This is a genomic window from Baekduia sp. Peel2402, from assembly GCF_052567285.1.
The window spans coordinates 2,432,373-2,456,131 of the sequence record NZ_CP199582.1; the positions used below are offsets into that span (position 1 = coordinate 2,432,373).

Annotated in this window: 26 protein-coding genes and 1 tRNA gene; 9 read left to right on the top strand and 18 right to left on the bottom strand. The window is 70.2% G+C overall.

The window, feature by feature from the left end; translation table 11 throughout:
• Positions 1-135: 135 nt before the first annotated feature.
• The 3 genes from ACT01A_RS11855 to tadA form a co-directional block, all read right to left on the bottom strand.
• On the bottom strand, positions 136-549 hold the full coding sequence (locus tag ACT01A_RS11855; protein WP_445152463.1) for a hypothetical protein: 414 nt from the start codon (positions 547-549) through the stop codon (positions 136-138).
• A 331-nt stretch (positions 550-880) separates the two neighbouring features.
• Positions 881-968: transfer RNA gene (locus ACT01A_RS11860), tRNA-Ser, on the bottom strand.
• A gap of 22 nt (positions 969-990) precedes the next feature.
• Entirely contained in the window at positions 991-1,452 is a 462-nt protein-coding gene (tadA, locus tag ACT01A_RS11865) for a tRNA adenosine(34) deaminase TadA (protein WP_445152464.1), read from the bottom strand.
• A 56-nt stretch (positions 1,453-1,508) separates the two neighbouring features.
• Here tadA and ACT01A_RS11870 point away from each other — a divergent pair, with 56 nt between their 5' ends.
• Both ACT01A_RS11870 and ACT01A_RS11875 read left to right on the top strand, forming a co-directional pair.
• Positions 1,509-2,804 (top strand): S8 family serine peptidase, encoded by a 1,296-nt coding sequence (locus ACT01A_RS11870; RefSeq protein ID WP_445152465.1) that lies wholly within the window; start codon positions 1,509-1,511, stop codon positions 2,802-2,804.
• Positions 2,805-2,859: 55 nt separating this feature from the next.
• On the top strand, positions 2,860-3,549 hold the full coding sequence (locus tag ACT01A_RS11875) for an alpha/beta fold hydrolase (RefSeq protein WP_445152466.1): 690 nt from the start codon (positions 2,860-2,862) through the stop codon (positions 3,547-3,549).
• Here ACT01A_RS11875 and ACT01A_RS11880 read toward each other — a convergent pair.
• The 5 genes from ACT01A_RS11880 to ACT01A_RS11900 form a co-directional block, all read right to left on the bottom strand.
• Positions 3,546-3,989, bottom strand: a complete 444-nt coding sequence (locus ACT01A_RS11880; protein WP_445152467.1) for a universal stress protein — start codon at positions 3,987-3,989, stop codon at positions 3,546-3,548. The genes ACT01A_RS11875 and ACT01A_RS11880 overlap by 4 nt on opposite strands.
• Positions 3,990-4,121: 132 nt before the next feature.
• Complete coding sequence (locus ACT01A_RS11885) at positions 4,122-5,627, bottom strand: exopolysaccharide biosynthesis polyprenyl glycosylphosphotransferase (protein WP_445152468.1); 1,506 nt, start codon at positions 5,625-5,627, stop codon at positions 4,122-4,124.
• A 31-nt stretch (positions 5,628-5,658) separates the two neighbouring features.
• Positions 5,659-6,210, bottom strand: a complete 552-nt coding sequence (locus tag ACT01A_RS11890) for a hypothetical protein (RefSeq protein WP_445152469.1) — start codon at positions 6,208-6,210, stop codon at positions 5,659-5,661.
• Positions 6,211-6,453: 243 nt separating this feature from the next.
• A complete protein-coding gene (locus ACT01A_RS11895) occupies positions 6,454-8,469 on the bottom strand; it encodes an O-antigen ligase family protein (RefSeq protein ID WP_445152470.1) in 2,016 nt (671 codons plus the stop codon).
• A 9-nt stretch (positions 8,470-8,478) separates the two neighbouring features.
• Positions 8,479-8,937, bottom strand: a complete 459-nt coding sequence (locus tag ACT01A_RS11900; RefSeq protein ID WP_445152471.1) for a hypothetical protein — start codon at positions 8,935-8,937, stop codon at positions 8,479-8,481.
• Between the two features lie 46 nt (positions 8,938-8,983).
• Here ACT01A_RS11900 and ACT01A_RS11905 point away from each other — a divergent pair, with 46 nt between their 5' ends.
• A complete protein-coding gene (locus tag ACT01A_RS11905; RefSeq protein ID WP_445152472.1) occupies positions 8,984-9,361 on the top strand; it encodes an NYN domain-containing protein in 378 nt (125 codons plus the stop codon).
• A gap of 1 nt (position 9,362) precedes the next feature.
• A complete protein-coding gene (gene hemW / locus ACT01A_RS11910) occupies positions 9,363-10,577 on the top strand; it encodes a radical SAM family heme chaperone HemW (protein ID WP_445152473.1) in 1,215 nt (404 codons plus the stop codon).
• On the opposite strand, the gene ACT01A_RS11915 is transcribed toward hemW, so the two are convergent.
• Together ACT01A_RS11915 and ACT01A_RS11920 are read right to left on the bottom strand one after the other, a co-directional pair.
• Positions 10,574-11,197, bottom strand: coding sequence for an arsinothricin resistance N-acetyltransferase ArsN1 family A (locus tag ACT01A_RS11915; RefSeq protein ID WP_445152474.1), 624 nt, complete (start codon positions 11,195-11,197; stop codon positions 10,574-10,576). The two genes, hemW and ACT01A_RS11915, sit on opposite strands and share 4 nt — an antisense overlap.
• Positions 11,115-12,635: a carotenoid oxygenase family protein gene (locus ACT01A_RS11920; protein WP_445152475.1), complete on the bottom strand. Its 1,521-nt coding sequence runs from the start codon at positions 12,633-12,635 to the stop codon at positions 11,115-11,117. Before ACT01A_RS11920 ends, ACT01A_RS11915 begins: the two co-directional genes overlap by 83 nt.
• A 142-nt stretch (positions 12,636-12,777) precedes the next feature.
• On the opposite strand from ACT01A_RS11920, the gene ACT01A_RS11925 reads away from it, so the two are divergent.
• Both ACT01A_RS11925 and ACT01A_RS11930 read left to right on the top strand, forming a co-directional pair.
• Positions 12,778-13,356 carry an RNA polymerase sigma factor gene (locus ACT01A_RS11925; RefSeq protein WP_445152476.1) on the top strand — a complete coding sequence of 193 codons (579 nt, stop codon included), beginning with the start codon at positions 12,778-12,780 and terminating at the stop codon, positions 13,354-13,356.
• A 5-nt stretch (positions 13,357-13,361) separates the two neighbouring features.
• Positions 13,362-13,616 carry a hypothetical protein gene (locus ACT01A_RS11930; RefSeq protein ID WP_445152477.1) on the top strand — a complete coding sequence of 85 codons (255 nt, stop codon included), beginning with the start codon at positions 13,362-13,364 and terminating at the stop codon, positions 13,614-13,616.
• A 16-nt stretch (positions 13,617-13,632) separates the two neighbouring features.
• On the opposite strand, the gene ACT01A_RS11935 is transcribed toward ACT01A_RS11930, so the two are convergent.
• From ACT01A_RS11935 to ACT01A_RS11960, 6 genes are all read right to left on the bottom strand, one after another.
• A complete protein-coding gene (locus tag ACT01A_RS11935; protein WP_445152478.1) occupies positions 13,633-14,355 on the bottom strand; it encodes a hypothetical protein in 723 nt (240 codons plus the stop codon).
• Positions 14,356-14,448: 93 nt separating this feature from the next.
• Positions 14,449-14,895, bottom strand: a complete 447-nt coding sequence (locus tag ACT01A_RS11940; protein ID WP_445152479.1) for a type II toxin-antitoxin system RatA family toxin — start codon at positions 14,893-14,895, stop codon at positions 14,449-14,451.
• The gene (locus tag ACT01A_RS11945; protein ID WP_445152480.1) at positions 14,876-15,766 is read right to left on the bottom strand and encodes a fructosamine kinase family protein; all 891 of its coding nucleotides are present in this window, start codon (positions 15,764-15,766) and stop codon (positions 14,876-14,878) included. Before ACT01A_RS11945 ends, ACT01A_RS11940 begins: the two co-directional genes overlap by 20 nt.
• Positions 15,763-16,221 (bottom strand): low molecular weight protein-tyrosine-phosphatase, encoded by a 459-nt coding sequence (locus ACT01A_RS11950; RefSeq protein WP_445152821.1) that lies wholly within the window; start codon positions 16,219-16,221, stop codon positions 15,763-15,765. The genes ACT01A_RS11945 and ACT01A_RS11950 overlap by 4 nt, the downstream gene beginning before the upstream one ends.
• A gap of 351 nt (positions 16,222-16,572) precedes the next feature.
• The gene (locus tag ACT01A_RS11955; RefSeq protein ID WP_445152481.1) at positions 16,573-20,043 is read right to left on the bottom strand and encodes a DEAD/DEAH box helicase; all 3,471 of its coding nucleotides are present in this window, start codon (positions 20,041-20,043) and stop codon (positions 16,573-16,575) included.
• Positions 20,033-20,983: a hypothetical protein gene (locus ACT01A_RS11960; protein WP_445152482.1), complete on the bottom strand. Its 951-nt coding sequence runs from the start codon at positions 20,981-20,983 to the stop codon at positions 20,033-20,035. Before ACT01A_RS11960 ends, ACT01A_RS11955 begins: the two co-directional genes overlap by 11 nt.
• A gap of 231 nt (positions 20,984-21,214) precedes the next feature.
• Here ACT01A_RS11960 and ACT01A_RS11965 point away from each other — a divergent pair, with 231 nt between their 5' ends.
• On the top strand, positions 21,215-21,679 hold the full coding sequence (locus ACT01A_RS11965) for an acyl-CoA thioesterase (protein WP_445152483.1): 465 nt from the start codon (positions 21,215-21,217) through the stop codon (positions 21,677-21,679).
• Here the strand turns inward: ACT01A_RS11965 and ACT01A_RS11970 are convergent.
• Positions 21,619-22,017, bottom strand: a complete 399-nt coding sequence (locus tag ACT01A_RS11970; protein ID WP_445152484.1) for a cupin domain-containing protein — start codon at positions 22,015-22,017, stop codon at positions 21,619-21,621. The two genes, ACT01A_RS11965 and ACT01A_RS11970, sit on opposite strands and share 61 nt — an antisense overlap.
• Positions 22,018-22,034: 17 nt before the next feature.
• Here ACT01A_RS11970 and mgrA point away from each other — a divergent pair, with 17 nt between their 5' ends.
• Both mgrA and ACT01A_RS11980 read left to right on the top strand, forming a co-directional pair.
• Positions 22,035-23,066, top strand: a complete 1,032-nt coding sequence (gene mgrA, locus ACT01A_RS11975; protein WP_445152485.1) for an L-glyceraldehyde 3-phosphate reductase — start codon at positions 22,035-22,037, stop codon at positions 23,064-23,066.
• An 81-nt stretch (positions 23,067-23,147) separates the two neighbouring features.
• On the top strand, positions 23,148-23,306 hold the full coding sequence (locus ACT01A_RS11980) for a hypothetical protein (protein ID WP_445152486.1): 159 nt from the start codon (positions 23,148-23,150) through the stop codon (positions 23,304-23,306).
• A gap of 29 nt (positions 23,307-23,335) precedes the next feature.
• On the opposite strand, the gene ACT01A_RS11985 is transcribed toward ACT01A_RS11980, so the two are convergent.
• Positions 23,336-23,674 (bottom strand): hypothetical protein, encoded by a 339-nt coding sequence (locus tag ACT01A_RS11985; protein WP_445152487.1) that lies wholly within the window; start codon positions 23,672-23,674, stop codon positions 23,336-23,338.
• Positions 23,675-23,759: the final 85 nt, after the last annotated feature.

Sequence of the window (23,759 nt, forward strand, 5' to 3'; positions counted from 1 at the left end):
GGATCTCCTCATAGCCAAGAACGTGTGTGATTACGCGAATGAGGTCTGCGGTGTGCCACGGACCCGAATGATGGCCCGGACGCCGGCTGATGGAGCGAAAACGGCCGTTGCGCCTGTTTCGCCCGAAGTCATCGCTCAATTCCGCAGAGCAGGCTGATCGCCGATCGGCAACGACACGACGCCGCGCCAGCGCAGGAGAGCGGGACCCCGCCCTCCGAGGGCGGCTACCAGCAACGCGCTGGTCCGCATCAGCAACCGGCGTCCGACCGACAGCGGCGCACCGACGCTCCGTGCAGAGCGACCGTTCAGGTAGGCGTGGACGAACCGGCCTTGGAGGAGCCCGGCAAGATCAGCCTCGGCCTCCGCCGGTGTGGCGCCATAGCCAGCGATACCGTTCGCCAACGCGACTGCATACCACTCGTCGTCTTCGTGACGCTCGATGACCACATCGAGTTGATCACGACCGATCCACTTGCGAATCTCGTCGGAAGAGCAGCCTTGCACAGGATGATCCAGGACATGGGCGTGCGCTTGGGGCTGAGCAGCCATCAGCGTGCGCTCCCTTCGCGTCGGTAGTGATCGTCCACCAGCCTCTTGACGAGACCGTTCATCAACGACGGCTGGGAAGGTACCCAGCCCGTCGGACACACAGTCGATGGCAGTTCCGGGAAAGACAAGTCACTCGAGGGATGCACGGGCCACAAAACGCCTTAATTCGATCAGATCGACAGGGTTCGAGCAAGCGCCACTTGTCAGCACCGCTCAGCGGCGCGCACCCTACCGGATTGTGACGCCCGACGGCAGAACGTCACTTCGCGCGATCCGGAACTACCGGGATGGCCATGCGCGAACCAGGTCGTTCGGCGAAAGTCGACCTAAACGGAGGGGGAGGGATTCGAACCCTCGGTACGACGAAGCCGTACAACGGTTTTCGAGACCGCCCCGTTCAACCACTCCGGCACCCCTCCAGGTGTTCGGCGAGGGGAGAGACTAGCGGCGGGCGCGGAAGAAGGAGCGCAGGAGGTCGGCGGCTTCCGTTGCCAAAATGCCGGATGTGACTTCGGGCCGGTGGTTGAGGCGTGGGTCGGAGAGGATCGAGAGGATCGAGTCGACGGCGCCGGCTTTGGGATCGGGGGTGGCGTAGACGACGCGCGGGATCCGGGACAGCACGATCGCTCCGGCGCACATGGTGCAGGGCTCCAGGGTCACGTAGAGGGTGGCGTCCAGCACGCGCCAGGTGCCCAGGGCCGCTGCGGCGGCGCGGAGCGCCAGGACCTCGGCGTGGGCGGTCGGGTCCTCGCGCAGCTCGCGTTCGTTGTGGCCGGCGCCGATGATCTCCCCGGCGTCGCTGACGACGACGGCGCCGATCGGGACGTCGTCGTGAGCCAACGCGGCGCGTGCCTCCTGCAAGGCGGCGCCCATCCACTCCTCGTCCCGTTCCGGACCGGTCATCGAAGCGTCATCATGGAGGAACTTCCCCGCTCTCGCGGGGTTCCTCCTTCACACCCTTGTCCGTCCTGTCCTCCCGTCTCGCCCTTGCGGCCTCCGCGCTCGCCCTGGTCGCCGCCAGCGGCGCCGCGGCCGCGTCTGCGTCCGCCGCCACCACGGTGCCGGGCGAGGTCGTCGTGCAGCGCAAGGGCGAAGCGGAGCCGCAGGTGCTGCGCGTCGCCAAGCAGGACGTCGGCGCCACGATCACGCAGCTGCGCGCCGACCCGACCGTCCGCTACGCCGTCCGCAACGCGGTGGCGCACACCTCCGCCGCCTACCTCCCGAACGACCCCGGCCGCGGCGTCAAGGACGGCCGCTGGGCCGCCGTGCAGTGGAACTTCACCGGCCCCGCCGGCGTCAACGCCCCGGACGCCTGGGGCCACCTGATCGCCGCCGGTCGCCCCGGCGCCAAGGGCGTCAAGGTCGCGGTCCTCGACACCGGCGTCGCCTATCGAGCGTTCGGCAAGACCCCCAAGTCGCCGGACCTAGAGGGCACGCACTTCATCAAGGGCTATGACTTCGTCGGCGACGACCCCTACGCCAACGACCGCAACGGCCACGGCACGCACGTCGCGTCGACCATCGCGGAAGCCACGGACAACGGCGTCGGCCTCACCGGTCTGGCCTACGGCGCGTCGATCATGCCGATCAAGGTCCTCGACGACGACGGCGAGGGCGACGCGGTCGTCATCGCCAAGGGCGTCCGCTACGCCGCCGACCACGGGGCCAAGGTCATCAACCTGAGCCTGGAGTTCTCCTCCGACGTCGGCTGGCAGCAGATCCCGCAGCTGATCGACGCCATCTCCTACGCGCGGCGCAAGGGCGCGGTCACGGTCGCCGCCTCCGGCAACGAGGCCGACACCGTCGTCGCCTACCCGGCCCGCAACGCCAACGTGATCTCGGTCGGCTCGACCACCGAGCACGGCTGCCTCTCAGACTTCTCCAACCAGGGCAACGGCCTTGACCTCGTCGCCCCCGGCGGCGGCCCCGACGCCCCGCTGCCGGACCCCGGCTGCACGCAGACCGGCAAGTCCGGGCGCAACATCGCGCAGATGACGCTGATCGGCGTCCACCACACGAAGTTCGGGATCCCGCGCGGCTACCAGGGCACGTCGATGGCGGTCCCGCACGTCAGCGCGACGGCCGCGCTGGTCGTCGCCTCCGGCGTTCTCGGGGCGGACCCGACGGCCGAGGCGATCGAGCGCCGCCTGGAGGCGACCGCCCGCGATCTCGGCCCCGTGGGCTACGACACGCGCTACGGCTACGGCCTGATCGACGCCGCCAAGGCGACCGATCCGGCCGTCCCGGTCTCCTAGCCGGGTAACACGAACGTTTCCCACAAACACCGTTCGGGCCGGTACGTTCGCGGACATGTCGAACATCGTCCTCATCCACGGAGCCTGGGCTAACGGCTCTTGCTGGAGCAGCGTCATCGAGGCCCTTCAGGCCGATGGCCACACCGTCACCGCGCCGCAGCTCGCGCTCGGCCCACTCGCCGACGACGTCGCCAAGGTGCGGCGCGTCCTGCGCCGGCAGGACGGCCCCACGGTCGTCGCCGGCCACTCCTACGGCGGCCAGATCATGACCGCGCTCGGGACCGACGCGCCGAACGTCACCGCGCTGGCCTACGTCGCCGCGTTCGGCCTCGACGAGGGCGAGTCGATCGGCGCGCTGCTACAGCAGGGCCCGCCGACGCCCGCGCTCGCCCACCTCGACATCGACGACGAGGGCTTCGCGTGGCTGCCCGAGGACGACTTCGTCGGGCACTTCGCCGCCGACGTCGACCCGGTCAAGGCCAAGGTCATGTTCGCCGCCCAGCAGCCGCTGCACACCAGCTCGCTCGGCGAGGTGATGGGCACGCCGGCGTGGAAGTCGCTGCCGTCCTGGTTCCTGGTCGCCACCAACGACGAGGCGATCCCGCCCGACGCCGAGCGCCAGTTCGCCGCGCGGATGGGCGCGACGACGGTCGAGGTCGCCAGCGACCACGTCGCCATGACCTCGCACCCGGAGGCCGCGATCGACTTGATCCGGGCGGCGGTCGCGGAGACCGCGGCGGGTTAGACCGTCCGCACGATCAGCACGCTGCACGGCGCGTGGTGGGAGACCTTGTTGGGGACCGACCCCAACAAGAACCGCTTCGCGCCGGTCATGCCCTTGTTGCCGACGACGATCAGGTCGGCGTGCTCCTCTTCGGCGACGTCCAGGATCGCGTCGGCCGGGTCGCCCTGACGCGCGAACGTGCGCGTCGCCACGCCCTTGGTCTCGGCGACTTCGATGGCGCCCGCGAGCGTCGCGTCGACGTCCTCGCGCGGGTTGACCATCCACTTCACGTCGTCGGGCACCTGCTGGGACTCCTCGCGCAGGCGCGAGCCCGAGATCGGCTCAAACGCCGACACGATCAACAACTCCGACGACACCGACGCGGCCAACTCCGCTGCCTGGCCCACCGCCTTGTTCGCGGTCTCGGAGCCGTCGGTGCCCACCACGATCGTCCGGAACATGGCCGGAGCGTACCGGCGTCAGGCGAGCTTGATCGTGGCGATGATCACGGAAGCGATCACGCACACCACGATGAGGGCCTGCATCCAGATCCAGAACGGGGACACGCCCCGGAGAGTACGCGAAAGGGACCGCTACTCGGCGGGCCGCAGGACCTCGAGCATCGTCATCGCCAGGATCTTCAGATCCAGCCCCAGCGTCCAGTGCTCGATGTAGTAGTTGTCCCACTCGACCCGGTCGCTGAGCGACGTCTGCCCGCGCAGGCCGTGGACCTGCGCCCAGCCGGTCACGCCGGACTTCACGCGGTGACGATCGCCGTAACGGCGGATGTCGGACTCGAAGAGCTCGACGAACTCCGGGCGCTCCGGGCGCGGGCCGACCAGCGACATGTCGCCGCGCAACACGTTGAAGAACTGCGGCAGCTCGTCCAGCGACGTGCGGCGCAGCAGCCGGCCGATCCAGGTGCGGCGATCGATGCCCTCGACGCCACCAGGCGCGCTGCCCGCGCCGGGCTGGAAGCCTTCGGCCGCGGGGTCCGGCGGGCGCATCGAGCGGAACTTGTAGAGGTCGAAGACCGTGCCGTCGCGGCCGACGCGCCGCTGGCGGAAGATGATCGGGCCGGGCGACGACAGCCGCACCAGCAGCGCGATCGTCGCCATCAAGGGGCCGAAGGCGAGGATCAGCAGCGCGGCGCCGAGCCGGTCGAAGCCGTGCTTGAACGCGAACTGCCAGCCCTTGGGGTGCACGCTGCGCAGGCCCATCAGCGGCGTGCCGCCCAGCGGCTCGTAGGTCGCGCGGTGGTTCAGCGACTCGAACAGGCGCGGGACGAGCGAGACCTCGAGGCCGAGCGCCTCGCAGCGACGCACGAGGTCAACCAGCCGCTCGTCGGGCTCCGACGAGAACGCGATGACGACGTGCTCGGCGCCCGTGAGCTGCGCGACCCAGTCCAGCTCGTCGGGCGAGCCCAGCACCGGGATGCCCGGGACCTCGCCGCCACCCTGAAGCGGATCGGCGTCCAAGAACCCGACCGGCGTGAGCCCGTACTCGGGGTTGGCCTCCAGGCGGCGCGCCAGGCGCATGCCGACCTGGCCGGCGCCGACGATCAGCGTCGGCGCGCCGTCGAGCCCGCGAACGCGCGCGATCCGCTGGACGCCGAGCAGCGCGACGCGCCCGCCGCCGAGGGTGACCATCGCGACCGCCCACAGGTGCGCGGGCACCGAGGAGACCGTGGTCGTCCCGGCCACGTAGATCTGCAGCACGACGACGAACATCGCCGAGATCGAGACCGATCCGGCGATCGGCACGACGCCGTCGAGGATCGTCGGCCGCAGACGGCGCTCGTACATGCCGCGCACGAGCAGCAGGAGCATCACCAGCGGCGGGAAGAGCAGCAGCGGCCAGCCGTCGGCCAGCGAGACCGCCTCGTGCGGCCAGCGGAACGCGACCAGCAACGCGATTGCCAGCCCGAAGGTGTCCAACAACGGCCGCAGGAAGCGCCACTGGACGATCCGGCGGACCGTCGACGGCTGGTGGCGCGGCAGCAGGACCGGAAGATCGGGAGCCGCCGCGGGCAGCCCGCCGACCGGCGCGTGCAAGGGCACGGCTTCGGCGGTCTGGCTGCTGAATTCGATACGGCTCACGGCAGTTCTCGGCTACCTCATGTGGTCGGCGTCATCGGGCCGACACTTGAGGGTCTTGCGGATCATCGGACCCGGAAAATCGGCGAAGTCCCAGCCCGAGCAGCGTCGCGGCGGCGACGCCGATGACGACGAGCAGGATCCCGGGCGCCGAGATCGGCAGCCCGGAGACTTCGCCGGCACGGGTCGGGTAAGCGACGACCTCAGGCGCGCCCGGCAGGGTCGCGGGCGTGGTGGTCGTGGTGGTGCTCGAACCGGTGGTGGTCGTTTTGGCGTCATCCCCCGCGTCCTTGGACGTAGAAGAGGACGACTTCTTGCGCTGTGGCTTACGCGTGAGCGTGGAGCTGGCGCCTCCGGACTCACCGGAGGAGGTGCTCGAAGCGGTGGACGCGCTCGACGTGTCGGCCTTCAGGCTGGCGTCGGCGGCGCCATCCTGCCCCGAGCTCGACGCAGACGAAGCCTTGTTCGTCGTCTTCAGCGTGGTGCTGCCGAGCACGACCTGCTCGCCGCCGCCGGGGCCGGCGTAGCCGCTCAGCAGCGGGTCTGCGGCATGCGCGGACGCTGCCGGCAGCGCGAGCGCAGGCATGAGGACGAGGAGGAGTGTGGCGAGACGGCGGCGCATCGTGTGCGAGGTCGGCAAGACAGTCGCGCCTGGGCGCGACCACTGCCATCTCTGGGCATTCCCTGCCGATAGCTGCACGAACTTCATCCGCCTAGCCGGTCCGTTCCCTGACAATGCCACCAGTCGCCTACCTGGCAAATGAACGTACCACCGGACCCTGGCATTTCGCCAAGCTTCCGGGCGTCCGTATGAGGACTCAACACGCCGCTAACCCCCGGTGATGCGCTGGCCGGCGGACAGGATCCGTCCGTTCAGCGCGTCGATGTCGACGGTGCCGCCCTCACGGACGACCTGGAGCGCGTCGCGCGCGGTGCCATCGCGCGGCGCGAGCGCCACGGCGCGCGCGAGCAGCCGCTGCGCCGTCGCCGCGTCCTTCTGTACTGAGGCGATGGCGCCCAGCTCGAGCGTCGCGTACTGACCGCGCGGGTTGCGGTCCAGCGCCTCGGTGAAGGCGGCCTTGGCCCGGGCCAAATCGCCGTAGCGCAGGGCGATCGAGCCCTCGATCAGCGCGGGGCGATCGGTCATCGGATCCAGGTCGAGCGCGCGGTCCAGGCGCGAGTAGGCCTCGAAGGGACGCTCGGGCCAGACCGTGCCGGCGGTCTCGACGTCGCGCTCAGCCAGCCACGGCCCGGCGAGGATCAGCGCGGCGAGGACGGCGGTGGTGGCGCCGAGGACGAGCGCGACGGCACCCGGGCGTCGCGCTGGGGCGTCGGCCTCGACCTCGGCACGCGGCGCCAGCGCGCACGCCAGGCCCAGCAGCGCGAACGCGGGCGCGCCGAGGCCCGCCCACTCCCAGAACCAGTCGGTCATCCCGTGCGCGATCCAGTAGGCGAACGACACGAGCGCGCCGCCCGCGACCGTCGCGGCCAGCGGGTCGGACAGGCGCATCGCGCGCCAGCCGGCGGTCAGCGCGGCGAGGAACGCGCCCAGCAGGAGCAGCGTCCCGACCAGGCCCGTCTGCTCCAGTGTGCGCAGCGCGAGGTTGTGCGGGTTGCGTGGCGTCTCGGACGACTCGCCGCGCTCCAGGTAGTCCTGGAAGAAGTTGTCGGCCCCCGCGCCCGTGATCGGGTGCTCGGAGAAGACGTCCAGCGCGACCCGATAGAAGTCATAGCGGTTGGACCCCAGACCCGCGGTCAGCCGACTCGACGAGCCCGTGTTGTCGTCATAGCCGCCCTTGAACGAGTCCCAGGCGTGGTCGACGCGATCGATCGGGTTACCCGCGACGACCAGCGCGCCAGCCAAACCGGCGACGGCGCCGACCACGACGAGCAAGGTCCAGCCGCGGCGGATCGTCGCGGCGGTCTTCGCAGACGGCGGCCGCAGCGCCTCCCAGGCGGCGAACGCCGTCACGACGACGCCGGCCAGGACGGCGTGGATCAAGACCACCGACATCGCGGTCGACCCCGCGTCGGTGACCGCGGCCACGCCGCCGCTGCCGTCGAGCGCGTCGCCGACGTCGAGGACCTTGGGCAGCGCCAGCGCGGCCAGGCCCGCGATCGGGATCAGAGCGGCGATCGTCCGCAGCCGCCCGGGCACGAAGAGCACGAACGCCGCGGCGCAGACCGGGATCGCCAGGAGCGACCCGCGCGACTGGCTCAGCAGCGCGACGTCCAGCAGCACCACGCCGAGCGCCGCCGCCGCTCCCCGCAAGGGCCACGGCACGCGCGCGCTGGCGGCGAACGCCACCGCGGGCCAGAACGCCATCAGCCACGTCGCGGCCTCGGCGTTGGGGTAGCCGACGGGCCACAGCAGGCGATCGCCGCCGCCGAAGAGCGCGGCCTTGGGGTCGTCGACGGTGCCGAGGCGGACCAGGACGACGACCGCCAGGACGCCGATGCCCGCCGTCCAGAGGCCGAGCACCCAGGCGCCGGTCGCCGGGCGCTGTGACCACAGCGCGAACAGCGCGAAGACCACGAGGTAGAGCAGCGTGCGGTTGGCGCCTTCCAGCGCGACGCCGTTGTCGTCGGCCCAGGAGATCGACAGGTACGACCACGCGGTGAACGCCGCCATCAGGACGACCGCAACGCGGACCGCGCCCGGGACCGCCCGCCAGCGCAGGCCGAGCCCGCCGCCCGTCGCCGCCAGCAGCGCGACGAACACGATCCCGCCGGGCGCCCAGCGGGTGACCGACTGGGCGCCGTCCAGCGGTGTCCAGGCGATCAGCACGGCCACGGCGAGCAGGGTCGGCACCGTGGCCGGCGCGGCGCGCAGCCTCGTGAGCATCAGGTGGGGTTATCCCTGCAACTTGTCGTTGATGGCCTTGATGGTGGCGTTGAGCTTGACGCCGGTCTGCTGCACCGCGGTCCGCAACCGTCCTTGCGCGGCGAGGATCTCCTGCGGATCATCTCCGTCGAGCTCCGCCCGCGCTTTCCGCAGCGCATCCCCGTAATCGGCCACCTCCCCCACGAACCTTTGGTGAAGTTCGTCGAAGCCTTCCGGCGGCTCGATCGCGCGCAGGTCCTTGACGGTCGTCCCGACTGCGCCTTCGTAGGCCTTCAGCGTCGCGCGGTCCTGGGCGGCGCTGCTGGTCGCGGTGATCTTCGCCTGCAGCTGCGTGAACCGCTGCGCGAGCCCGTTCTGGGCCTTGTTGAGCGCGCCGACGTAGTCGCTGCGCTCGGAGTCGCCGCCGCCGCAGCTCGCCAGGACGGCGGCCACGAGCAGGACCAACAGGGTTGCCGCGCGGGCGCGCATGACGGCAGCGGACCATAGCGGCCGCCGGAGCGGGAACATCCCGCTTGTGCGGTGGCTCGTGGACGGGATGAACGTGATCGGCTCGCGTCCGGACGGATGGTGGCGCGATCGCGCCGGCGCGATGGCGCGGCTGGCCGCCGACCTGGACGCGTGGGCGGCGGCGCGGCCGGACGACACGGTCGCCGTGGTCTTCGACGGGCGCGAGAGAGACGTCGGCGCGCTGGCGCACGTCGACGTCGGTTGGGCGCCGGGCGGACGCAACGCCGCCGATGACGTGATCGCAGAGCGCGTGGAGGACGACGCGGACCCGGGGTCGCTCACGGTCGTGACCTCTGATCGCGAGCTGGCCGCGCGCGTGCGCGCGCGAGGTGCGTCCGTCGAGGGAGCGCGGGCGTTCCGCGCGCGCCTCTACCCTGACGACTGACATGGCGCGGCTTCCCGACGGCGACCGTCCCCCGCACGACGGCGCGCTGCCGGCGGCAGCCCTGGACGGCCTGGGCGCGCCCGAGCGGCCGTTCGGGATCTACGTGCACGTTCCGTACTGCACGACGATCTGCGGCTACTGCGACTACAACACCTACATCCCGACCGCGACGGGCGCAGAGGGCTACGTGGGCGCGGTGGCGGCGGAGCTGGCGCTGGCGCGTGGAGTCCTCGACGCGAGCGGCGGTGCGCTACCCCAGGTCGAGACCGTCTTCGTCGGCGGCGGGACGCCCACGCTGCTCCCGCCCACCGACTTGGCGGCGATCCTCGAGACGATCCGGGAGACGTTCGGCCTGGCCGACGGCGCCGAGGTCACCACCGAGGCCAACCCGGACTCGGTCGACGCCGCGTCGCTGAGCGCGCTGCGCGCCGCCGGGTTCACGCGCGTGTCGCTCGGCATGCAGTCGGCGGCGCCGCACGTCCTGGCGACGCTCGACCGCCACCACACGCCCGGCCGCGCGGTGGCCGCCGCCCGCGAGGCGCGCGCCGCCGGCTTCGAGCACGTCTCGCTGGACCTCATCTTCGGCACGCCGGGCGAGACCGCGGAGGATTGGCGCCTGTCGATCGAGACCGCGCTGAGCGCCGAGCCCGACCACGTCTCCGCCTACTCGCTGATCGTCGAGCCCGGGACCAGGCTCGCCGCCCGCGTGCGCCGCGGCGAGCTGCCGATGCCCGACGACGACGTGCTCGCCGAGCGTTACGAGATGACCGAAGCGCTGATGGCGCAGGCCGGGCTGGGTTGGTACGAGGTCGCCAACTGGGCGCGGACCGACGCCGACCGCTGCCGCCACAACATGGGCTACTGGGCGGGCGGCGACTGGTGGGGCGTCGGGCCGGGCGCGCACTCGCACGTCGGCGGCGTGCGCTGGTGGAACACGCTGCACCCGGAGCGCTGGATGTCGCTGCTGGCGCAGGGCGCCTCGCCGGCCGCGGGCCGCGAGACGCCCGACTCCGACGCGGCGCGCCTGGAGCGCGTGATGCTCGCCGTGCGCCTGCGCGACGGCCTGGAGCTCGACGACGACGACCCGGGCCAGCGCGCCGCCGCGGCGCAGCTCGCCGACGACGGCCTGCTCGAAATGCGCGACGACGGCCGCGCGGTCCTCACCCTCCGCGGCCGCCTGCTCGCCGACCGCGTGACGCTGGCGCTCGCGGGCTAAGCGGGCGGCGCGGGCGGGTCCGGCGTCGCCGCCTCGCCCAGCAGCCGCTCGACCAACACGCAGTCCTTCCACTCGCCGTCGAGCCGGCCGTGGCGGCGCTGGACGCCGACGATCGTGAACCCCGAGGCCTCGTGCAACGCGATCGACGCCACGTTGGTGGTGAAGATCCGCGAGGTCAGCTTGTAGAGACCCGCCGCCTCCGACGCCTCAGCCAAGGCCTCCAACAACGTCTGCCCGACGCCGAGCCGCCGCGCGTCGGACGCCACGTAGACCGCGTGCTCGCCGATGCCGGCGTAGACCTCGCGCTCGGAGTAGTTGCCCACCTTGGCGAAGCCGACCACGCGTCCCTCAGCCTCGGCGACCAGGATCGGCAGCGACGCGACCGTCCACCCTGCGACCTCGGCCTTGCTGCGCGGGCGCGTCTCGAACGTCGCGGCGCGGTTGGCGATCCCCTCGTTGTAGATCGCGGCGATGCGCTCGGCGTCGCCGGGGTTGGCGGGGCGGATCGTGATCTGCGGGCCGGGCAGGCCCCGGAGTCTACGAGGCGTGCAGGCCGTGGAACCCGAACGGGATGTGATGCGGCACCGCCGCGCGGGCGACCTCGGACAGGTCGCGGGCATCCAGGACGAGCAAGTACGACGTGCGGGCGCGCGCGTCGAAGACCACCGACAAGAGGACACCGTCGTCCTCGCGCGTGGCGCCAGGGCGGCGGACGAAGACCGGCTCACCCGGGTAGGCGCCGCGCTCGTCCCAGTGGCGCAGCTCCCCGCGCGCGGTGTCGAGCTTGCTCACGCGGTCGATGAAGCCGCTGCGCGCCGGGTCCTTGACGCCGACTCCGTAGGCATAGCGGTACTCGCGCCCGTCGAGGCGGTCGTCGACGCGCGGCAGCTCGAAGTTGCCCTCGGCCAGGTCGCGGACCTCCGCCTTACCGCTCGCCGGGTCGACCGTGATCCGCCGCGGCACGGCTTGGGGCACCTTCGCCCCCGCGCGCCGCAGACGCTTGAGGTACAGCGCGTCCACGATGCCGCTGTCGCGGTGCGCGCAGAGGTCGATCACCACGCGGCCGCGCGCGTCGTCATAGGCATTGACATGGTGAAAGACGAAGAACGGGTCGACCTCGGCGGTCGCGACGACGCCACCCCGCGCCCGGTCGACGATCACCACGCGCGCGGGCTCCGATCCGTTCCACCCGTAGTTGGTGACGATCGGCCCGCGGTCCGGCTTCAGGAACTTGCCCAGGTCGAACGTGAACGGCTGGGCGATCACCGCGACGTACCGTGCGGTCAGCGCGAACGAGTGCAGGTAGCCGGGCCGGTCCTGCGGGATGAACGCCAGCTCGCGGCGGACGCCCGCGCGCGACCAGGCCAGCACCCGCAGGCCCATCGTCGGCGGGACCAGCTCGACCTCGTAGGCGAAGCGCTCGCCGGTCTTCGGGTCGTGGTGCGGGTGCGCCGTGCCGAGGCGGCCGGTCGGCAGGACGCCATCGGCGCCGAGCGTCTTGAGGGCCTTGGGGTCGAAGCGCACGGCGACCGGCATCTCGGTCAGCGCGGTGAAGCGCGCGCCGAGGCGCTCGATCGACACATTGGCATTGGGAACCTTCCCCAGCACCGGCAGGGACGTCACGCCCGAGAAGATCGCCTTGCACGGGTCGGTGCCGAACTCGCTGTAGGCCATCTTGCCCGTGCGCTTGTACTCCAGGTACTGGCTCGAGCGCAGGAAGCGGTTGGCGTAGGAGACGCGGCCGGCGCCGAAGGCGAACGCGTGCAGCATCGCCAGGCCGTCGAACCAGTGGTTGAGCTGCTGCTCGCCGATCTCGAACAGCGCCGGGCCGTTGCGCACCAGCACGCCGCGCAGCCACGACGGCAGCCGGCCGTCGATCTCCAAGTGCGGGAGCCGGACCTCGTCGGTCAGCGAGCGCAGGCCGGCGGCGTAGGGCGCGCTGGTCGCCGCCTCCGCGACGGCCGTCGCGGCCGCGCCGTGGGCCAGCGGCCCGGCCAGCGCGGCGCCCGCGCCCAGGCGCGCGCCGTCGCGCAGCAGCTCTCTCCTCGTCCGCAGCATGCTGCGCGACCCTACACCCGTCGGTCAGCGCGGCAGCGAAGGTGCGGCTGACCGCACGTGGCGGTGTGGCCAGCAGGCCAAGAGCGGCCCGTGAGACCAGGGTGATACTGGAAACCCAGGGCAGCACACCTAGGTTCAGCCCATGACCCCGGTGCAGCTCTCCCGCCCCTCCTTCAACGGCCCGATCGCCCTCAACCCGAGCGACGCGGTCCTCGCCCAGCGGCTCGCCAAGGGCGACTCCTGGGCGCTCGACGCCATCTACCGTCGCCACGCTCCCGCGCTTCGCCGCTACGCCCGCCGCTACGTCGACGCGGCCCTCGCCGAAGACGCCGTCCACGACGCGATCGCTCGCACCCAGCAGGCCCTGCTCGGCGCCAACCGCGTCGTCGACCTGCGCCCCTGGCTGTTTCGCTGCGTGCGCAACGCCTGCCTGTCGGAGCTCGACCGCGCTGCCAACCGCCGCAACGCCGACGTCGACGTCGACCCGGTCGCCGCCGGCGGCGCCGACCTCTTCGAGGTCACGACCCGCAACGAGCAGCTGCGCACCGCGCTGGAGTCGATGGCTCAGCTTCCCCCGCGCCAGCGCGAGGCGCTCGCGCTGCGCGCGCTCGACGGCCAGGGCTACGACGAGCTCGCGACGCACTTCGGCCTCAAGGAAAACGCGGCCGTGCAGCTCGTGCACCGCGCCCGCCGCAACCTGACCGCGATGGTGGCAGCGTAATGGGCATGGCCGTGATGCCCTCGTTTGACCGCACGGGGCTATTGGACGCGATCAAGGACGGGTACTACCGGACGGCCATGGCCGCCGACCCGAACAAGCTCAAGCGCGAACAGGACGGCCGCGTCCGCGCCGAGGAGCGCTTCGCCCGCGAGGCTGACCAGCCCGCCGAGGAGCGCGCGCACCGCCGCCGCGCCGACAAGGCCGCCTACCTGCGCGACAAGCTCGCCGAGGCCGAGCGCGCCGACCGCGAGAAGGCGTAGCGACCGCGGCGCCCGGCTAGGGCGTCTCGGTCGTTCCCGGCGCCGCGGTCGACTGCGGCGCGGCGCTGGACTGCGGGGTCGCGGTCGACGGCGTCGTCGTCTCCGTCTGCGGGGTCGTGACGGTCTCGGTCTGCGTGACCGTCGTCGTCTCGGTCGGCGTCGTCTCGGTGGTCGTCGTCTTCTGGGTAGAGGTCGACGTGGTCGAGGTGGTGGTCTTGGTCTTCGACGACTTCTTCTTGGTGTGATGGCCGCCGAAGATGGTGGTCTTGTGCGAGCCGCCGATCGACTGGCCGGCGATCAGCTCGGGCACGGTGAACGCGAGCACCGCGATGCCGAAGCCGAGCAGGCCGGTGACGACCGCCAGCCGCCAACGCAGGCGGCGCCCGCGCGTGGAGTGCACCTTGATCTCCGACATCCCGCCGGTCGGCAGGACGACCGGCGCGGGCGTCTCAGGCTCGACGGGCTCTTGCTCGACGACCAGCCCCGGATCGTCGGCGCCGGCGCGCGTCCACTTCGACGGCGCCACGGTCGGCACGACGTTGGTGATGACCTGGGTCGGCTTGCGCAAGCCCTCTTTGACCAGCGCGACGATGACGGGCGTGAACGCCGCGCTGACGAGCGTGCCCGGTGCCCAGATCTTGGAGGTGATGTACGCCGCGGCGGCGGACGCGATCGCGCTGATGAACAGCGTGGCGAGATCGACGCCCTCCCGCGGCGGCGGAGGTCCCTGCGTGGCCATGCTCGTTCGACGCTAGCGAACGGGCATGCGCCACCTCGGTCAGGACTCGGCGGTCTTCTTCAGGCCGTCGGCCGCAATCGCTGGGCGATGCCGTCAGGACTCGGCGGTCTTCTTCAGCCCATCGGCGGCATCGCCGAGGAGGAAGTCGCGGACCTGGCCCTCGATCGGGCCGCGAAGCAGCATCCCGAGCATGCGGCCAGGATCGACCTCCAGGCCGTAGGTCGCGCGGGTGCGGTCGCCGCCGAGGTCTTCGAGCGTCCACCAGCCGTCGAGCGACTTGACGTCGCCCTTCTCCTGGCGCCAGCGGATCTGGGTCGGCGCGTCGTAGGTGAACGACAGCTTGGTCTTGACGGTCTTGACCTTCGCGTCGCTGACGGTCTCGACGAGCTTGGCGCGGCCGTCGCCGTCCTTCTCCAGGACGTCGACGTCCTTCATCGCGCCCATCCAGTCGACCGAGCCCTCGATGTCCGCCGCGATGTCGAAGACGCGCTGGATCGGCGCGTCGATCTCGACGGTCCGCTCACCCGTGATCTTGCCCATGGCGGGACCGTACCCGTTCGGCGGCTCGTTGCGCCGAGGCGCCGTACGAGCCGCCGAAGAGGACGGCGTGCACGAGCAGCGGGAGCAGCTGGTAGAGCGCGACGCGGTCCGCGTGGCCGTCGGCGCGGGGCCAGACCTCGTCGTAGGCGTCGAAAAACCGGGAGCCGGGTTCCCCGAAGAGCTGGAGCATCGCGAGGTCGATCTCGCGGTGGCCGCCGTAGGCGGCGGGGTCGATCAGCCACGGGCGGCCGTCGACGTCGCCGTGGACGTTGCCGGACCAGAGGTCGCCGTGCAGGCGGGCGATGGGCTCGGGCGGACCGGCGAGGTTGGCGATCTCGTCAGCCACTGCCTCGATCGCGCGCAGGCCGTCGGCGCCGAGCGCGCCGCGGTCGTGGGCCTGGCGCGCGAGCGGGAGCAGGCGCGACTCGGCGTAGAACGCGGGCCAGTCGTCGCGCGGCGTGTTCGGGAGCGTGAGCGGGCCGAGGACGAAGGGCGCGGCGTCGCCGCCGCGATCACCCACGCCCGGCAACTCGCCGGCCCGCGCCGCGCCCGCCCGGTGCACCGCCGCCAGGCCGCGGCCGAACGCCGCCGGATCCGGGGCGCCGCCGCCCTCGACCCACTCCAACGCGATGAACTTCGCGCCGACCGCCAGGACCTCGGGGACCGGGAGCCCGCCAGCCGCGCGCAGCCAGTCCAGGCCCGCGGCCTCCGCGACGTAGGCGCCGGGCGCGGCGTCGCTGGCGGTCTTGACGAACACCGGCGTGCCGTCGGCCAGACCGGCCAGAAAGGCGTCGTTGAGGTCGCCGCCGGGGATCCGGTCCAGCGCGACGACCTCCTGCCCGAGCGCGGCAGCCAGCGCCTCGCGGCTCATGCCGTCGAGGACCGCACGTGCACGAGCAGGCCTTCGCAGGCGTCCTGGACGAGGTCGAGCACGTGCTCGAAGCCGTCGGGACCGCCGTAGTAGGGATCCGGGACCTCCAGGTCGCCGGCCTCGACGGCCTTTGGATCGAACTCGCGCAGGAGCCGGACCTTCGCCGCGGCCTCCTCGTCGGGCGCGCGCCCGCGCAGCGCCGCGAGGTTCTGCTCGTCGGCGGCCAGGATCAAGTCATAGGTGTCGAAGTCGGCGTCGGCGACCTGCCGCGCCGCGCCCGCCATCACGATCCCGCGCTTGGCCGCGGTCTCCGTCGAGCGCCGGTCCGGCGGATCGCCGACGTGCCACGCGCCGGTCCCGGCCGAGTCGATCTCGATCTCGTCGGTCAGCCCCTCCCGCGCAACCAGCGCGCGCATCACGGCCTCCGCGGTCGGCGAGCGGCAGATGTTCCCCATGCAGACGAAGAGCAGCTTCACGGTCCGGAGCGTACGGCGATGTCAGTCTCGACCGCCTGACGGCCGCACAAAACCGCTCGTGAGAAGGCGAGGACCGTCCCACGTCTGTCCCTCGCTGAGGAGAACGTGCGCTGGCGGCGACTCGCCGCGCGACTACCAAGGTAGCAGCGACGAGCTCGACTACTCGGTTCTTGCACGCGTCGACCGTGCAGCGTGCAGTAGCGCGCGACGCAACGAACGGCTTCATGACACCGGGCGCTCGTGCATGTCTCGCACCACGAATCCGGCCTATCGCCGTTCACTGCGCGTGGCTCAAATGACCCCCGCTCCAGATGGCGCGGGGCCGCACACCTACACGTATCGGTCAATCCGCACGATTGACCGCTTTGGATGAAGAGTAAAGTCAAGGCGGCTCGCGCGTCTGAGCCAGGCACCGCCGAGCTCCGACGTAGCAAGCTCAACCCCGGAAGGGTCCAACCACCTGACGCCTTCTCCGTCCGCGAGCGGGATCACGCGTAGCACACGCTGATCTGGGGCTTCCCGCATCCGACGCGACAGCCGGACAGCGATCGGCCTACGTCGGGTCGCTGGCAGCGAGGGACGCTGGTCGGGCAAAGATGTACGAGCCCATTCGAGGATCACTTTGATGTCATAGATGTCGGTGTTCAGATCGAGACCCTGTTCGTAGAAAGAACTGGCTCGCACTGCTGCGTCAGCACGGGTATCCGCATGCCGCCGCGCCAGCACGAAAGCCGCCACAGGGTCCAACAACCCCCACGTGAGCAGGTCACGGATCCACACAGCTGCCCACGGAATCCCGGCTGCGACCCAGTCTCCAGCAGTGAGGCCCTCGGTCGGCGTGTCCTGAATGGCGACGGCAAGCGCTGCGCCAAGTCCCCAGGTGAACTTGTAACGGACCTCCTGCTGGAGGAAGTTGTGCCATGTGCTGATCTGAGCAGCCGAGGGCTCATCTGGTGCTTCTGGATCCCCGAGCCACCACGCGAGCACGTTCCGCGCCGACGCAGCGCCTTTCCTCTTGGTCACGCGGTCCGGTATGCGAAACCGCTCGACTCTCGAGACAAGGTCCATCGCATCAGCCACGTACTCGAACCTCTGATGTTCGCTCCAGCGGCCGTAGTCGGATCCGGAGCGAAGATGCTCGAGAAGCGACGGCATGAGCGCCAAGAGAGTCGAAGCTTCGCGCGGCGGCAGACTCGTCCGATACAACGTGGTGCGCTCTTCTTGCTCGGGGAAGACATTCTGAAGCAAGCTCGCTCCGCGGTGAACGAACAGCCGTCCTAGGCGCTCCTCTTCATCTGCGGCCCGACGGGCGAAGCTGGCCTGCCAGAACTGACGGAGGTTCTCCTCGGCATCAGCGTCGATCCGAGAGTCCTCGAGCGCAGCGAGCAAGACTGCATCAAGAGCATCCAGGGCCTCCGTCGCATCGTCTGGCGAGACGACGGTCGTCGGCGCGGTCGTCTCGAGCCAGTCCCAAAGTGATCCCTCGTCTCCAGCCCACAGCTCGCGCACGAGTTGCATGAGTTCGGCAAGCGCACTCCGAGCTCCGGAGCTGTCTTCCGTCCCTTGCAGCGCGGCGATGGTTGCATCGTACGTCCGGCGTTGAGCAGAGTTGGATGCATTGCCGCCTCGGATCAAGACCAGGGTCTGGCCCTCGGTCGCAAGCCCTGGACGACCGGCACGGCCGGCGAGATTGGCGAACTCCCGCGGCGACATCGGGCGGTCGTCCGCGAAGCGCCACATGGAAGGCAACAGAACGGTCTGAACTGGAAGGTTGACTCCCTCAGAGAGTGTCGACGTCGCGAGTACGACACGCGCCAGCTCCCGCTCCGCCACCATCGTGAGGAGCCGGGGGAGCCGACCCGGCATTTTCCCGTGGTGGACAACGATGCCGTGTTTGAGAAGCCTGTACTCCCGCGAGTCTTCGCGGAAGAGATCTCGTGTCATCGCGAGCGTGCGCTCCCAGAGCAGGACGTCGTCCTCCTTCCCGGGTGGCCTCCAGAACTCGGGCAGGGTTTCGTTCTGCCAAATGTCTTCGAGCAACTCAAGCCACCAAAGGGCGTAATCGTTGATGCCCTCGGCGATCGAAACCAGGACGGTCTGCCCGGCTATCTCGTGACCGCCGCTCGCTAAGTGCATCGCAGCCCAAAGCGCATGTGTCGCGGGGTTCTGCTTGGTGCCAGTGAGTCGGCCCGGGCTAGGCCGGGGCGGGAATGGGTTCGGCACGAACGGCCGCGAGTCACCTGCTCGACCGACGGTCAGCGGCTTACCGTCTAGGAGGTCGTACTCGATCCGAGTTCGACCGCTGCCGAGCATGTGCAGTCTGCCGATCACTTGACGCGTGCTGCGATAGTCGACTGTGACGGCATGTGAATCTTCTTCGCCGCTGACCCACTGTCCGAGCGGTGTCTCCAGCTGTTTGGCCACAGCGGACATGGCAATTAGCCGAACGTCAGGACGCCGAGCTCTGAGAGTCGCCACGAGCGCTTCGAGCCGAAGCGAACGACTATCGAAGCCCCGCAGATCCTTCTGATCGCCGTCAAACTGAATCGAATGTGCTTCATCAACGATCACCAAGTTGAGCCGGCCCAGAAGTAACCACCCCAAGAACCGGACGAGGGCTTCGGCCTTCTCCTGCGTGCATATGAGTACGGTCGGCGATTCGCCACTGACCCACTCATCCGAGGCACCCCAATCCGAGCCCCCGTAGAGCGAGGTGACAGTCACGGCTCGTGGACCGCCGGCGTCGCGGAGGACGCGTGACAACTTTGCTTCGACCTCCGCCGCCAAGGCCCGGCTCGGAACGACGTACAGACACAGGGGAGCGCTAAGCGGGTCGTCGGGTTCCTGGAACAGGGCGTCGAGCAACGCGACCTCTGCTACGCGAGTTTTGCCAGACCCGGTCGGAGTACAGAGTGCAAAGGAGTCTTCCCCTGACAACCGCTCGAACCCGCGCCGCTGCGACGGCCACGCGAGGACTTGCCCGTTCTGGAATCCGAGTCTCGCGTAGCGCTCCAAGGCGTCCCGTGCACCTGGTGTGGCCCGGGCAGCCAGCCCGCTCATGGCGTTTCGGAGCGAGTCATCGACGGCCCGCGCCGCCACTTCCGCGCTCAGCGTCACCAGGAGCCATATGTAGGGATCGGCGAAGTGAACGAGTGCTGAGCCGACATGCGTGAGCTTTTCGAGGGCCGCCCCCGTGCGTGCTTCGCCCGGCCATCGAAGGCTTGCCGCGATCACTCCCAGCGCAGATGCCATCTCGCCGATGATGCGCTCAAGCAGATAGGTGCTCTGAGCCTCGCGCCGCGCAAAACCTTCGGACGCCCTACGCTCAGCCGAACGCGGCGGCGTCGCAGCGACTCCCGAGGCCAACGGCAACAGCCGACGGAAGTCGGCCGCCAACAGAGCGTCCAACATCGGCGACTCGGATTCGGCCCGCGGACGATCAGAGATCAATGTGCGTGCGCGTGCGGGGTAGCCCGCGAGCTGATAGGCAGCGGCCGAAAGCAGCGACAGCGGCAGGCCCTCGGTGTTTAGCCCACTTTGAGCGAGCCACTCGAGCACCTCTCCTGCCCGGCGCAGCCCGGGCTCCCACGTGTCTCCGTCGCCTCGGATCCGTGCGGCCTCGATCAGGCGAACGGCGTCGAATAGACGCTGCTCGATCTCTGTGTGCTCGAACGAAAGCGGCTCCTGACCGTTGCGCAGGCGAACGTGCTGTGCGTACAACCGGGCGAGCGAGACCGGCAGATCGCCGTCTACGAATCGCTCGCGCAGCGCCGCTGCCGCGCCAGCCGGGTCAGCTGGCACGCTTCGTCGTTCCAGTCTTGAGACGACTCTTCGGCCGAGCGATCACGTGCGCCGGGTGTACCGCCCTGAGTACACCATCAACATCCGAGATGTGTACCTCCACAGCTTCGAGACGCTTCCCGCCCGCATATTTATCGTGCGGCGCTGTAACCGACATCCAGGTCTTCTTGGCGGTCGGCTTCTTGCCGCACACATAGACCAACATGTCCATCCGCTCGGGGGCCGACGCTGCATCCTTAAGGAACAACTCGCTCAGGGCGTCCGCCCACTCGAGGTCGCCCTCCCCGGCTCTGTCGCGGAGAATCTTCACAAGGACTACGAGATCGACTGGCACGTAGATGCCAGCCTCAAACTGGGCATGACCATCGGCCACGAGACTCGAAAAGTGCTTTGTAGAGCACTTCGCCTCGCCGAATAGCCACGCGGAGATGTGGCCGTCGCCATCGACCCGAAACGCGAGGATGTCGTCGCCTGTGCGCCCTGGCGCAGCGCGCGGCGAGCCGCCTAGTTGCCGTCTTCGCTCAAGGGATTGCATGGCAGCCGAGTGATCCGAAAACAGAAAGGCGGGAACGGTCCAGGGACCGCCATGCGGACTGTGGTTTTCAGCGACGAGCCCGGCCAAGAACTCGCCGAGATAGCCCTGGAGCGTGATCGTGTCGAGGTCGTCGGGGTACACGACCACGTCGGGATCCGCGACCGCCGTCGGATCCAGAGGGTCGAGTGAACGTTGGAAGACCGCCTCGAGCGCCTCGCGCTGGACGCGGTGGACCTCCCTCACAAGCTGCGCAAGCTCTCGGAGCCCATCGTCGCGCGACGGAATGTGTTCGTCCAGGAGTGTATGCGTGTACTTGCCAACCTTGCTGCGAGTCGGCGGGAGCCATTCCCGAAGGCGGTCCGACGGCCAATAGCTCGGCTTCCGTGCCGAAGAGCGTTTCGTCACGCCCGCGAGCGTAGTCGACGGCCCGAGCGCTCGCCAACAGTGAGCGGTCCACAGCTGTGCGGCCCCTGGGCAAGTTCCGCGTCATCCCGCAGGCCGCTCCCGTCCAGGTCTAGATCGGCGGTCGGCGAGCGGCGAGCGGCGAGCGGCGAGCGGCAGATGTTCCCCATGCAAACGAAGAGCAGCTTCACGCCGGTCACTATGCCAACCCCCGTGGCTAGGCTTCGGCGCCTGATGCCGCCGACCCCGCTGATCACCGCGCTGCGCGTCCGCTACGTCGAATGCGACATGCAGGGCCACGTCTTCAACGGCCATTACCTGACGTGGTTCGACATCGCGCACACCGAGGCGCTGCGGGCCGCGCTGGGCGTGTCGTACGGCGAGTTCGTGGCCGAGCACGGCGTCGACTTCGTGGTCGCGGAGTCCGGCGTGCGCTACCTCGCGCCGGCCCATTTCGACGACGTCCTAGAGATCGCGGTCACATTTCTGCCGCTGACGAGTTCTTCCCTTACAAGCCGGTTCGCGATCGGCCGTGACGGGACGGCGGTCGCGGCCGGCTTCTTACGTCACGTCTGCGTCGACGCCACGACGCACGCCAAGACGCCGTGGCCTGACGCGTTCCGGACCGCGCTGGCGCCCTACGTGGACGAAGAGGCGTCGGCCTCGAACGACGCCGCCACGCCGTCGCGCCCGACGTAGCCGTCCGCGCCGCCGACGCAGACGTAGACCGACTCGCCGTCGCCGACGTTCTTCAGCGAGCGGATCGTGGAGGCGTCGACGCGCGCCAGGCCGCCCTCCTCCAGCGTGTGCCGCGAGCCGTCGCCGAAGCGCATCTCGATCGCGCCGCGGTGCACGAAGTACAGCTCCTCCTGGCGCTCGTGCGCGTGCGGGTTGGTCTCGTACCCGGGCGGTAGGACGATCGCGTTGACGCCGAACGCCGTCACGTCCAGCGGAGCGCGGACCTTGCGGATCCCGGGCCCTTCACCGAGGTCGGACAGCTGCGCGACGGCGTATCCGTCGCCAGAGGTGATGGCCATCGGGTAACTCTATGGGCATGCCTTACGTCCCTGCTGAAGATCGCTACGCGGATTCGACCCTCTATCGCCGTACCGGCCGCTCGGGGTTGAAGCTGCCCGCGATCTCGCTCGGCCTGTGGCACAACTTCGGCGACGACCGGTCGCTGGAGTCCCAGCAGGCGATCGTCCGGCGCGCGTTTGACCGCGGGATCACGCACTTCGACCTGGCCAACAACTACGGCCCGCCGGCAGGGAGCGCCGAAGCGAACTTCGGCCGCTTGCTGGCCACCGACCTGAAGCCCTACCGCGACGAGCTCGTGATCTCGACCAAGGCGGGCTATGACATGTGGCCGGGGCCCTACGGCGAGTGGGGGTCGCGCAAGTACCTGATGGCGTCGCTGGACCAGTCGCTGACGCGGATGGGGCTCGACTACGTCGACATCTTCTACAGCCACCGTTTCGATCCTGAGACGCCGCTGCACGAGACGATGGGCGCGCTGGCCGACATCGTCGCGCAGGGCAAGGCGCTGTACGTGGGCATCTCGTCGTACTCCGGCCAGCGCACCGAGGAGGCGACGCAGATCCTGCGCGACATGGGCGTCCCGCTGCTGATCCACCAGCCGTCGTACTCGTTGCTGAACCGCTGGATCGAGGAGGACCTGCTCGACGTGCTGGAGCGCGAGGGCGTCGGCTGCATCGCGTTCTCGCCGCTGGCGCAGGGGATGCTGACCGACAAGTACCTCGGCGGGAAGATCCCGGAGGACTCGCGGGCGGCCGAGGGCCGCTTCCTGACCCAGGACATGCTCACGCCGGACGCGCTGACCCACATCGAGGCGCTGAACGGCATGGCCCGGGAGCGCGGGCAGTCGCTGGCGCAGATGGCGATCGCGTGGACGCTGCGCGACGCGCGGGTGACGAGCGCGCTGATCGGCGCGTCGTCGGTCAAGCAGCTCGACGAGAACCTGGCGGCGCTGGAGAACGTCGACTTCTCCGAGGACGAGCTGGCGACCATCGACCGCCACGCCGTCGACGCGGGCATCAACATCTGGGCATCTTCGAGCGCGCATTAGGGCCCGAGGTGTGGTGGACCGTACCTGCGGTCGGGTGCCTCCTCGGCTGCCCGAGGCCTAGGCGCGGGAGAGGATCCGCCCATGCAGTCGCACGCGCACCACATCCAGGCCATCCTGGCCCGGGAACTGGACATGCACGCCCGCCAGGTCGCGCTCGTCCAGGCCAGCCTGCTGACCGTGCCGCCACGTAGCTCGGGGATTGCTGCGTCGTCGCGCCGGGCGCAGAACGGCAACCGCTAGGACGACCCGGGCGGGGCCGGCACCTCTCCTCAGGCGTTGGCGACGCGCCTGGCCGGTCCCGCATCTGCGACCGCATACGTGCCGGCAGCGACGACGGCGCTCACGAGGGCCACGGACGGCCAAGCTCCGATCGCGTGCCCCAGCACGTGCGATCCGGCGAAGGCCGCGAGGTAGAGCCCGACGAGGCCTGCCGCGCGGCCTCCGCCCACCCGCTCACGCCAACGCAGGGCGCACCAGCCGCAGCCCGCGGCGAGGACGACGCCGCCGAGCGGCCGCACCCCTGTCGCCTGCGCGACGGCGAAGCCGAGCGCGAGCGAGCCCGCGGCGACCGGCCACGTGGGAGCGTCCTTGGCGAAGCGACTCGGCATGGGCGGGACGGTAGCGGCGCGGGCGTCGGTGGCGTCGAGCGCGACCGTTGGTGGCGGCGCGGGACGCCGTGGCTTGACATCGAAG

Bases quoted from the DNA above. Each gene is read 5' to 3' on its own strand.
- ACT01A_RS11935 (WP_445152478.1), bottom strand. From the start codon at position 14,355: ATGGCCACGCAGGGACCTCCGCCGCCGCGGGAGGGCGTCGATCTCGCC.
- tadA (WP_445152464.1), bottom strand. From the start codon at position 1,452: ATGACCGGTCCGGAACGGGACGAGGAGTGGATGGGCGCCGCCTTGCAG.
- ACT01A_RS11915 (WP_445152474.1), bottom strand. From the start codon at position 11,197: ATGCCCGCGACCTGTCCGAGGTCGCCCGCGCGGCGGTGCCGCATCACA.
- ACT01A_RS11880 (WP_445152467.1), bottom strand. From the start codon at position 3,989: ATGTTCCGGACGATCGTGGTGGGCACCGACGGCTCCGAGACCGCGAAC.
- ACT01A_RS11895 (WP_445152470.1), bottom strand. From the start codon at position 8,469: ATGCTCACGAGGCTGCGCGCCGCGCCGGCCACGGTGCCGACCCTGCTC.
- mgrA (WP_445152485.1), top strand. From the start codon at position 22,035: ATGCCTTACGTCCCTGCTGAAGATCGCTACGCGGATTCGACCCTCTAT.
- ACT01A_RS11925 (WP_445152476.1), top strand. From the start codon at position 12,778: ATGACCCCGGTGCAGCTCTCCCGCCCCTCCTTCAACGGCCCGATCGCC.
- ACT01A_RS11980 (WP_445152486.1), top strand. From the start codon at position 23,148: ATGCAGTCGCACGCGCACCACATCCAGGCCATCCTGGCCCGGGAACTG.
- ACT01A_RS11985 (WP_445152487.1), bottom strand. From the start codon at position 23,674: ATGCCGAGTCGCTTCGCCAAGGACGCTCCCACGTGGCCGGTCGCCGCG.
- ACT01A_RS11965 (WP_445152483.1), top strand. From the start codon at position 21,215: ATGCCGCCGACCCCGCTGATCACCGCGCTGCGCGTCCGCTACGTCGAA.
- ACT01A_RS11950 (WP_445152821.1), bottom strand. From the start codon at position 16,221: ATGGGGAACATCTGCCGCTCGCCGACCGCGGAGGCCGTGATGCGCGCG.
- ACT01A_RS11920 (WP_445152475.1), bottom strand. From the start codon at position 12,635: ATGCTGCGGACGAGGAGAGAGCTGCTGCGCGACGGCGCGCGCCTGGGC.
- ACT01A_RS11855 (WP_445152463.1), bottom strand. From the start codon at position 549: ATGGCTGCTCAGCCCCAAGCGCACGCCCATGTCCTGGATCATCCTGTG.
- ACT01A_RS11890 (WP_445152469.1), bottom strand. From the start codon at position 6,210: ATGCCTGCGCTCGCGCTGCCGGCAGCGTCCGCGCATGCCGCAGACCCG.
- ACT01A_RS11945 (WP_445152480.1), bottom strand. From the start codon at position 15,766: ATGAGCCGCGAGGCGCTGGCTGCCGCGCTCGGGCAGGAGGTCGTCGCG.
- ACT01A_RS11900 (WP_445152471.1), bottom strand. From the start codon at position 8,937: ATGCGCGCCCGCGCGGCAACCCTGTTGGTCCTGCTCGTGGCCGCCGTC.
- ACT01A_RS11940 (WP_445152479.1), bottom strand. From the start codon at position 14,895: ATGGGCAAGATCACGGGTGAGCGGACCGTCGAGATCGACGCGCCGATC.
- ACT01A_RS11875 (WP_445152466.1), top strand. From the start codon at position 2,860: ATGTCGAACATCGTCCTCATCCACGGAGCCTGGGCTAACGGCTCTTGC.
- ACT01A_RS11930 (WP_445152477.1), top strand. From the start codon at position 13,362: ATGGCCGTGATGCCCTCGTTTGACCGCACGGGGCTATTGGACGCGATC.
- ACT01A_RS11970 (WP_445152484.1), bottom strand. From the start codon at position 22,017: ATGGCCATCACCTCTGGCGACGGATACGCCGTCGCGCAGCTGTCCGAC.
- hemW (WP_445152473.1), top strand. From the start codon at position 9,363: ATGGCGCGGCTTCCCGACGGCGACCGTCCCCCGCACGACGGCGCGCTG.